Raw genomic sequence first — 9,252 nt, forward strand, 5'->3', positions numbered from 1 at the left:
ATCGCGGCCCGTCGCGGCACCTTCCGCGGAGCGCTCCGCTCAGGCGCGGTCCTCGTCGTCCAGGGGGCGCTTGCGGACCATGAGGACGACCAGGCCGCCCAGGACGACCAGGCCCACCGCGAGTGAGGCGATCACCGGGGTGGCGGCGGAGCTGCCGCTGGTGGCGAGCCGCTCCTCTTCCGGGCTGGACGAGGCTGCGGCCGCGGCCGCGGCTGCCGCTCCGGCCGCCTGGGTGACGGCCGGGACCGGGTTGCCGTCGCCGGCCGTGCCCGCCTCGGCCACGATCGGCTGCGGCCAGACCCCCGTCGCCTGGGCCGCGGTCGCGGACTCGCTGGAGCCGGCCACGATCTGCGCCTGGGTCGGGAGGCCGCTGGTGAAGACCCGGCCGACCGGCACCTTCGTGGAGCCCTGGACGGTGACCGAGGCGGTTCCGTCCGGGGTGCCCGGCGGCACCTCGAAGTACAGCCGGCTCCCGTTGGCCGCCGCCGTGACCGGCTTCCCCTCGGCGTCGACGACCCGTACGCCCATGGCCGCGGCCGCCGCGTCCGGGGTGACCGTCACGCTCTGCGCACCGGTGCGCACGGTGACCGGGCCGATCCGCCCGCCCGCGGGTCCGGAGGCGCTGCCCGGTTCCAGCTTCAGCGAGGCCGGCGGCTCCGGCAGCCGGCCCGCGGCCCGCTGGAGGTGGTCGGCGAGCTTCTCCGCGTCCGGGTCGGCGGCCTCCACCTGGGCCCCGTCCGCCAGCCGCCAGATCGCCACCTGCGTCCCGGCCGCCGCGCTCTCCGCGGTGAGCGCCCCGGCACCGGCCGCCTTGGCGAGCCCGGCGAGATCGTTCAGCTGGGGGTAGGAGTGCTCCAGGACCCACCGGATCCGGCCGGCCTCGGCGTTCCCGCCGAGCGGGCTGCCGCTCCAGCCGCTCTCCGTGTACCGGGCCTGCGGCTGGGCGTTGCCCGCCACCCCGACCCCGTACGTCTGGAGCATGCCGCCGCCGTCGACCCGCATCTCGTAGAGCCCGGCGGGAATCTGCCGGACCGACCCGTCGGGGGCGCGCAGGACGGCCTGCCCGTAGGTCTTGAGCCCGTCCAGTACGGCGCTCGCCCCTTCCGGCGGCCGGAGGGCGGGGGTCCCGGTGTCGGCGGCGGCGCGGACGCCGGGCGCGGCGGTGAGGGCCGCGGCCAGCAGTGCCACGGCCAGCGGCCGCCGCGCGGACGCCCGCCGGGAAGCGGTCGGCCGGGAAGCCGGACCGGCAGCCGCAGGCGCCGCGGGAGGGACCGCAGCAGGGAGCGAAGCAGGAGAGGAATCAGAAGCGGAGGATGCGGGAACGCCAATCGACACAGTCTTCCCCTTCGGGCCAGTGACCCAGGTGCCCGTGAGTACCGGGGAATCCTAGCTGCCTCGAACACTCAGACCACCGCCGCCTTCTGAGTGACCATCAGCGCGGGTTCCGCCCTGACGACCCTCCGGAATGCGGCCGTCCCCCGGTTGAGGTCGTGGCCGATGGCGGTCGCGTCGATCTCCGCGGAGAACCAGCGGTTGCCCTCGGCGTCCGGCGGGTCGTCCCGCACCCGTAGCCGCCCGTGCACCACCAACGGCTCACCGACCGAAACGGAACCGGTCAGATTCACCGCGAGCGTGCGCCGGGCCCACACGGTGTAGAAACTGGTCGATCCGTCCGCCCAAGAGTCCTTGCGACGATCAAAATACCGTGGTGTCACGGCGAAACGGAACCTGGCCGACGGTCCGTTGGCGGTTTCCTTGTAGTCGATCTGCGTGGCCACGTAGCCGATCAGCGTCACCAGGGTGTCGTTCATCCCGGTCCCCTCCCCCTCGTCAGCGGCGTTCGGACCGGCGCGGACCTTCCGCACCGGCCACCGCCATGCTGGACCCGCCCGCCCCGACCCTGCCCGCCGCTGTGGACTACTGACGGGTTGTGGACAACTCCGCCACCGCCGCGTACTGCTCCCGCACCTCCCGGTAGCGCAGCAGCTCCGCCGCCACCGGCTCCAGCACCCGGGCCCGCCCGCAGCCCGCCGCGGCCTGCCGCAGCCGCCGCTCCGCGTCCTGCCCGTACCGCCGTGCCGGGCCCCGGGCCGCGATCGAGCAGGCCCACTCCACCAGCGGCCCGCCCACGATGCCCGACGCCATCAGCAGCACCGGTGTCATCAGGTTCGGCTGCAGGACCCCGACGATCTGCCCGACCAGCCACAGCCCGCCGTACACCTGGACCAGCGTCATCGCCGCCTGCGCCAGCACCGCCACCGGCCACCACGCGGGCCGCGGCGGTTTGGCGCCCGGCACCGCGGAGGCCGGGCCCAGCGTGACCGCGATCTCGTCCAGCGCCTCCGGCAGCTGCTCGCCGCCGCGCACCGCGGTCTCCCGCACCGCCTGCGCCCAGGGGTCGGGCAGCCCGGTCGCCGCCGCGTCGGCGACGGCCCGCACGGCCTGCTCCACCCGCTGCCGGGCGGTCACCTCCACCTCGGCCGGCTGCTGCGCGCCCGCCCCGCCCCGCCCGCCGGCGACACCGCCGATCGCCGCCAGGGCGGCCAGGCCCGACAGGGTGCGCGGGGCCCGCCGGCTCTCGTACCAGCGCCACAGCCGCAGCCACGGAGTCCCGCACGCCTTCCCGGCGTTGCGCCGCCAGGCCCGCTCGGCGGCGCACCCGGCCGCGTACGCCCCGACCGCCTCCGCGAGCCGGTCCTCGAACTCGGCGCGGGCCGCCTCGCCGATCTCGGGCCCCGGGCGCCCGTCGGCCACGTACAGCGGGCGCAGGCGCGTGGCGGCACGGTCCACGTCGGCGGCGATCCGCCGGGTGGCGGCGCCCCGCTCCTGGGTGAACTGTCCGAGCATGTCCCTGAGTTCCCCGACGCCCTCGCCGGTGAGCGCGGACAGCCCGAGGACGGTGGCCCCGGGCTCGTCGTGCTCGCCGAGCGCGATGCCGTCCTCGTCCAGCAGTCGCCGCAGGTCGTCCATGACGAGGTCGGCGGCCTCGCCGGGCAGCCGGTCCACCTGGTTGAGCACGACGAACGTCACCTCGGCGTGCCCGGCCAGCGGCCGCAGGTACCGCTCGTGGAGCACCGCGTCGGCGTACTTCTCCGGGTCGACCACCCACACGACCGCGTCGACCAGCGCCAGCACCCGGTCCACGTGCTCGCGGTGCGCGCCGACCGCGGAGTCGAGGTCGGGCAGGTCCACGAGGACCAGCCCGCGCAGCGCCCCGGTCTCGGAGGTCTCGCGCGGCCGGCGCCGCAGCCGCCCCGGGATCTCCAGCCGGTCCAGCAGTCCGGCGGCCCCGTCGGACCAGCTGCAGGCGATGGGGGCGGCGGTCGTCGGCCGGCGCAGTCCGGTCTCGGAAATCTGTACCCCGGCAAGTGAGTTGAACAGTGTGGACTTGCCGCTTCCGGTGGCTCCGGCGATCGCGACGACGGTGTGCTGCGACGACAGCCCGCGCCGCGCCGCGGCCTCGTCCAGCACCCGCCCCGCCTCGGCGAGGGTCTTGCCGTCGAGCCGGGTCCGGGAGAGCGCGACGAGCTGGCGCAGCGACTCCAGCCGGGTGCGCAGGGCCTGCGCGGAGGGGCCGGTCGGGGGCGGGGGCGTGCGGCCTCCGTCGCCGCCGGCCCCGGACAGGGCCCGGACGAGCGCGCCGTCGCCCTCGCGGCCGTCCTCCCCGTCGCCCCGGTCGATCCCGTCGGCGGGGCCGACCCGGTCCAGCCGGCCCGCCCGGTCGGTGCGTTCCATCCGGTCGGTGCGTTCCATCCGGTCGGTGCGTTCCATCCCGTCGAACCCGTCGAACCCGTCGATGCCGTCGATGCCGTCCATCCCGTCGTCGAAGCTGCCGTCGCCGATGGCCCGCGGGCGGCGCGAGCGTGCGATGAATCCGTCGTCCCAGCGGTCGTCGGCGCGGTCGGCCAAGGCGGACACCGCGTCACCTCTCCTTCTGCAGTACGGACAGGGCGGCGATCAGCTCGGCCTGCGGCTCGGGGGTCACCTCAAGTGCCTCCAGCGGGGCCAGCCGCCGGTCCCGTTCGGCCCGCAGCACCTCTTCGAGGTGGTCGGCGACGAGCTCGCCGCCCCGGTCGCGCAGCCGTACGGCGGCCTGCGCGCCGATCCGCTCGACCAGCTTCTCGCCGGCGGGCCGGGCCCGCTTGCCGCCGAGGAGGGACGCGACCAGCAGGGCGGCGACGGCGTCGGGGTCGGGCGCGGGCTGCCGGTCGAGCTTGCCGACCTCCTCCTCGGCGAGTTCCTCCAGTACGCGCCGCCAGCGCCGGACCGCCACGCCGATGCGCTCCGCCGCCTCGCGGTCGGGCCCCGGCAGCGGCACGGCCCCGGCGGCCGGTTCGCGCCGCCAGGCGTCGGCGATCCGCTCGTCGGCGGCGGCGACCGCGCACTGGAGCAGCGCGGACAGGGACTCGGCGAGCGAGTCGAGCAGTTCGTCGGCGGTGGTGTCGAGGGGGTAGCCGCGCCACCGGGTCAGCGCGTCCCCGGCGAGGACGGCGCCTTGGTCGAGCCGGCCCCGGACCCTCTTGCCCTCCTGCCGGTACGCGTCCTCCACCGCCGCGGTGAGCCGCACGGCGGCGGCGTACTGGGCGGCGACGGCGGACGCCAGCTCCGGCATCCGGCGCTTCAGCGAGTCCAGCGCGCCGAACGCGGTGCGGCTGACGGCGTGCTGCCGGGCGGCCGGGTCCTGGACGTGGTGGGCGAGCCAGGCGCCCAGCGGTGCGACGGCGCTGGCCGGCAGCAGCCCGCCCTCGCCGGCCGACTCGGGGAGCTCGGGCACGGTGAAGCGGGGTACGTCGCCCAGTCCGGCGCGGGTGAGCAGGGCCGCGTACTGCCGCGAGACCTCGGCGAGCACCTGGTGCGGGACCCGGTCGAGGACGGTGACGAGGGTGGCCCTGTACTGCTTGGCGGTGCGCAGCAGGTGCCAGGGCACGGCGTCGGCGTACCGGGAGGCGGTGGTGACCATCACCCAGACGTCGGCTGCGCAGATGAGCTCGGCGGCGAGGACCCGGTTGTCGACGACGAGGGAGTCGATGTCGGGGGCGTCGAGGAGGGCGAGGCCGCGCGGCAGCCCGGTGACGGTCTCGATCCGCAGCTCGCGCGCCGCGGAGGCGGTGGCGCCGGCGCGGGCCCCGGGGCGTCCGGCGGCGGGCTTCCCGGTGGCGCGGGAGGGCTCGTCCTCCCCGGGCGGCGCCCAGACCCTCAGCAGGTCGGGCAGGACGCGCATGCCGGCGAACCAGTGGTGGTCGTCCGGGTGGCAGACGAGCACGGGGACGCGCGTGGTGGGCCGCAGCACGCCGGCTTCGCTCACCTGGCGGCCGACCAGGGAGTTGACGAGGGTGGACTTGCCGGCTCCGGTGGACCCGCCGACGACGGCGAGCAGCGGCGCCTCCGGCGACTTCAGCCGCGGTACGAGGTAGTCGTCGAGCTGCGCGAGCAGCTCGGCTCTGGTCTGCCGGGCGCGCGGGGCGCCGGGCAGGGGCAGCGGCAGACGCACGGACGCGACCCGGTCGCGCAGGGCGGACAGGGCATCGAGCAGCTGAGGCCGAACATCCAAGGTCACCACATGGGAAGAATGCCCAATTTAGGACCATTTTTGAAGCTTATACACCCTCTGCGCGCCGACCGCGACTCCAGAGGGACCTTCCGGTCAGAGCAGACGGAGTGGGGCGCAGGCATAACGAGTGCACAACACCCAGGGCGCCGCGGCGCAAAAGCGGTGCGAGAATCGCACCTGCCTGCGATTATCGGGACCGCTTCACTGAACCTCCACATCGTGGCACGCGGGTGAAGCAACCGGGACAAGGCAACCGGAGCCCTATCCTTGACCCGGCACGGACGACAGTCCCACCCCCACCCCGGGGCTCCAGGCCGCAACGGCCACCTTCCGGCCCCCGTAGCTCAGTGGATAGAGCAGGTGCCTTCTAAGCACTTGGCCGCAGGTTCGAGTCCTGCCGGGGGCGCTCTTCGGTTCATCATTTCGGGGCCCTCCCTTCGGGGAGGGCCTTCGTGCGTGCGGGTGGGGTGCGGATCCTCCGGCGGGCGGTGCGGGTGGTCCGGTGTGGCCGGAAACGATCCCCTCAGAGGGTTGCCGCCCGGGCGCGCAGTTGACGTTTGTCCGGTTTGCCCTGAGGGGTCAGGGGGATCTCCTCGCGCCAGAACACGGCGGTCGGGCGGTAGGCCGGGGCGAGGGCCCGCTCCACCAGTTCGCAGGCCTCGGCCGCCGTCGCGGCGTCGGGGGTGCGGCCGGGCGCCGGGACCAGGAAAGCGCAGACCTCCTCGCCGGTACGGGGGCTGGGGCGGCCCACCACGGCCGCCTGCGCGACCGCGGGGTGCCGGGCCAGGGCGGCCTCCACCGGCAGGGTGTGGACGTTGTCCCCGTCGACCATGACCGCATCGGCGATTCGGTCGTCGAGGTGGAGGTGGCCGTCGGGGTCGAGGTGGCCCAGGTCGCCCGTGCGCAGCCAGCCGTCGCGGATCGCGGCGGCCGTGAGGTCGGGCCGCCCCCAGTAGCCGGTCATCATCGCCGCGGACCGCGTCCACACCTCGCCGGTCCGCCCCGCGGGCAGCGGCCGCCCGGCCGCGTCGCGCACCTCGACCCGCACCCCTGCCGCCGGGCGTCCCGCCGAGGAGAGCAGACCGGGCCGGTCGGTGACGGCGGCGGCGTGGTCGGCGGCGGTGAGGCGGCAGATCACCGCGGACTCGTTCATCCCGTAGCCCTGCTGCCAGCGGCCGCCCCAGCGGGTGACCGCCTGCCGCAGCCGCTCCGGCAGGATCGGCGCGGCCCCGTACGAGACCACGCTCAGCCCGGGGATCCCGTGGGCCGTCGCCGGATCGTCGAGCAGGCGGTAGACCATGCCGGGCATCAGGTACGTCGCCACGGGCCCCAGCCGCCGGCAGGCGGCCGCGAAGGCGCGGGGCTCGAAGGGGGCCAGGATCTCGGTGCGGCCGCCGGAGCGGAGCTGCTCCAGGCAGCGTCCGCCGGCGCGGTGGGCGAGCGAGGTGACGGATACGTAGGCCGGCGGGGCGGCAAGTTCATCGGCGGCCCGGCCATCGCCCGCGCCGGGCCCCGCGCCCAGCCCCGTGGCGGATCCTGCGCCGGACCCCGCGGCGGACGCGCCGGACCCCGCGGCGGGCCGTCCCGCCTCGCGGCCCGCGCGGCCGTCGGTCCGGGCGGCGAGCGCGCGGAATGTGGACGCCACTCCCTTCGGCACCCCGGTCGTGCCGCCCGTGTACGTCACGCGGGCGATGTCGTCCTCCCGCGCCGCCACCGGCAGCGGCACCGCCTCCCGTTCGGCCGCGGCCCGCAGCAGCCCGTCCAGGCCGAGCCGGGCCGCGCCGGTGTCCGGGACCGGCACGTCGTGCACCACGAGGGCAGGGCGGCAGTCCCGCAGGACGAAGTCCAAGCCTGCGGCGTACGCGTCCGTGACGACCTGGGTGAGCCGCGCGCCCAGCAGGTGCGCCGCCAGCCGCACCTGCACCACCTCCGGCCGGTTGCCGCCGAACACGCAGGCCAGCCCGGTGCCGCGGCCGACGCCGCGGTCCGCCAGCTCGCCCGCCAGCCGGTACACGAGGTCCAGCAGCCCGGAGAAGTCCAGCACCGGGCCGCCCGTCTCACCGAGCGCGGGCCGGGCCCCGTACCGCTCCAACGCCCCCACCAGGTCCGCGACGTACCGTGCCTCCATGCCCCACCCCTCCGCCCTCGCCTCACGCGTGGAGGCGACCGTACAAGCTCCGCGCCGGATCCGGGTCCGTCCGGGCGGCGCATCGAAGCCCGGTGCTTCCGCGCGGTGTTGACGCCGCGGGCACCCCGCCGCCGACCATGGGTGCCATGACCGACGCATCGGACGCATCCCGGGCACGCTCGTTCGGCTCCGCGGCCGCACGCTACGCCGACCACCGGCCCGCCTACCCGCCCGCGCTCCTCGACGCGGTGGAGGACCTCGCCGGGTTCCGGCTGGCCGGCGCCCGGGTCGCCGACGTCGGCGCCGGCACCGGCATCGCGACGGCCCTGCTCCGGGCCCGGGGCGCCCGGGTGGTGGCGGTCGAGCCCGGCGAGGGCATGGCCGCCGAGCTGCACCGCCGCAACCCGGGGTTGCCGCTCGTACGCGGGGACGGCAACCGGCTGCCGTTCGCGGCGGGTTCCCTCGATCTGCTGACGTACGCGCAGTCGTGGCACTGGACCGATCCGGCCCGCTCGGGGCCCGAGGCGCTGCGCGTGCTGCGGCCCGGCGGGGCGCTGGCCGTGTTCTCGAACGATCCGGACGTCGGGGTCGAGTGGATCGCCGGCCAGCAGGCGCGGATCGAGAAGGCCTTCGGGCCGGGCTGGTACATCAACGAACGCGTCCGCCCGCAGAGCGGTCTGGAGTTCACCACGCGGCTGCTGCGCTGGTCGCGCCGCATCCCGGTCGACGCGCACCTCGCGAAACTGTCCACCCATTCGCTGTTCCTGATCGGCGAACCCGGCACGGACGCCTTCCTCGCCGCCGAACGGGGACGCCTGCTGGAGCAGTTCCCGGACGGGTGGATCGAGGAGCACTACGTGGTCGACCTGAGCCTCGCGGTCCGCCCCGGGGCCCCGTCGGACTGAAGGCGGGCCGGGTCGCTTTCGGGTTTCGAGCACAGTCAGGCGGCTCTACGTTCTTGAGTGGGTTGATCGAGCCATTCGTAGGGTTGGGTCGCCCAGGGGTGCTGGGTGTGGCTATCAGGCGGCTGCCGTCTCGTGGCTCCCCCCGCTTCGCCGCCCGGCACCCCACGACGACTCGGCCGCCGATTAGGAAGTGCGAACAAGTCGCTGCGTAGAGCAATGCCGGCGAGGTCGTCCGTGGCACGAAGAGTCCGAACGAGCACGTCAGGAGCACGATGAGCCGGATATGGGCGGGGATCGACAGCGGCAAGGGGCACCATCACGGCCTCGCCCTGGACGCGGACGGCAGGACGCTGCTGTCGCGGCGGGTCGCCAACGACGAGCCCGAGCTGCTGCAGCTGATCGGCGATGTCCTGGACCTGGCCGACGGCCGTGAGGTCACCTGGGCGATCGACATGACCGGCGGGGAGCCCGCGCTGCTGCTGGCCCTCCTCGTCGGCCACGGCCAAGAGGTCCTCTACATGCCCGGCCGACTGGTGAACCGGGCGTCCGACGGTTACCGCGGCGAGGGCAAGACCCAATACCGGGAAGTTTGCAGTCAGGGGCTGCTGTCAAGTGGTTCGGGAATGTTGATGTAGAGGGGCGGGGCTCCGCGTAGGACGGAAGTCGAC

The 9,252-nt window shown here is 75.3% G+C and carries 6 protein-coding genes, 1 tRNA gene and 1 pseudogene; 3 read left to right on the top strand and 5 right to left on the bottom strand.

Annotated elements, in window-relative coordinates; translation table 11 throughout:
- Positions 1-39: 39 nt before the first annotated feature.
- The 4 genes from ACIQUT_RS08025 to ACIQUT_RS08040 all read right to left on the bottom strand — a co-directional run bounded on the left by ACIQUT_RS08025 (position 40) and on the right by ACIQUT_RS08040 (position 5,551).
- Complete coding sequence (locus ACIQUT_RS08025) at positions 40-1,188, bottom strand: thioester domain-containing protein (RefSeq protein WP_403560562.1); 1,149 nt, start codon at positions 1,186-1,188, stop codon at positions 40-42.
- Between the two features lie 215 nt (positions 1,189-1,403).
- A complete protein-coding gene (locus tag ACIQUT_RS08030; RefSeq protein ID WP_403560564.1) occupies positions 1,404-1,811 on the bottom strand; it encodes a single-stranded DNA-binding protein in 408 nt (135 codons plus the stop codon).
- A 106-nt stretch (positions 1,812-1,917) separates the two neighbouring features.
- The gene (locus ACIQUT_RS08035) at positions 1,918-3,735 is read right to left on the bottom strand and encodes a GTPase (RefSeq protein ID WP_403560650.1); all 1,818 of its coding nucleotides are present in this window, start codon (positions 3,733-3,735) and stop codon (positions 1,918-1,920) included.
- Positions 3,736-3,922: 187 nt separating this feature from the next.
- Positions 3,923-5,551 carry a dynamin family protein gene (locus tag ACIQUT_RS08040; RefSeq protein ID WP_403560566.1) on the bottom strand — a complete coding sequence of 543 codons (1,629 nt, stop codon included), beginning with the start codon at positions 5,549-5,551 and terminating at the stop codon, positions 3,923-3,925.
- 333 nt (positions 5,552-5,884) lie between these two features.
- Here ACIQUT_RS08040 and ACIQUT_RS08045 point away from each other — a divergent pair.
- Positions 5,885-5,957: transfer RNA gene (locus ACIQUT_RS08045), tRNA-Arg, on the top strand.
- A gap of 117 nt (positions 5,958-6,074) precedes the next feature.
- Here the strand turns inward: ACIQUT_RS08045 and ACIQUT_RS08050 are convergent.
- The gene (locus ACIQUT_RS08050; RefSeq protein ID WP_403560568.1) at positions 6,075-7,679 is read right to left on the bottom strand and encodes an AMP-binding protein; all 1,605 of its coding nucleotides are present in this window, start codon (positions 7,677-7,679) and stop codon (positions 6,075-6,077) included.
- A gap of 146 nt (positions 7,680-7,825) precedes the next feature.
- Between ACIQUT_RS08050 and ACIQUT_RS08055 the strand changes: the two genes are divergently transcribed.
- Both ACIQUT_RS08055 and ACIQUT_RS08060 read left to right on the top strand, forming a co-directional pair.
- Entirely contained in the window at positions 7,826-8,584 is a 759-nt protein-coding gene (locus tag ACIQUT_RS08055; RefSeq protein ID WP_403560569.1) for a class I SAM-dependent methyltransferase, read from the top strand.
- Positions 8,585-8,856: 272 nt separating this feature from the next.
- Positions 8,857-9,171, top strand: a pseudogene (locus ACIQUT_RS08060) (IS110 family transposase); the annotation flags it as partial.
- Between the last annotated feature and the right edge of the window lie 81 nt (positions 9,172-9,252).

Source organism: Streptomyces sp. NPDC090445, from assembly GCF_044769385.1.
In the GTDB taxonomy this organism is placed as follows: Bacteria; Actinomycetota; Actinomycetes; order Streptomycetales; family Streptomycetaceae; genus Streptomyces.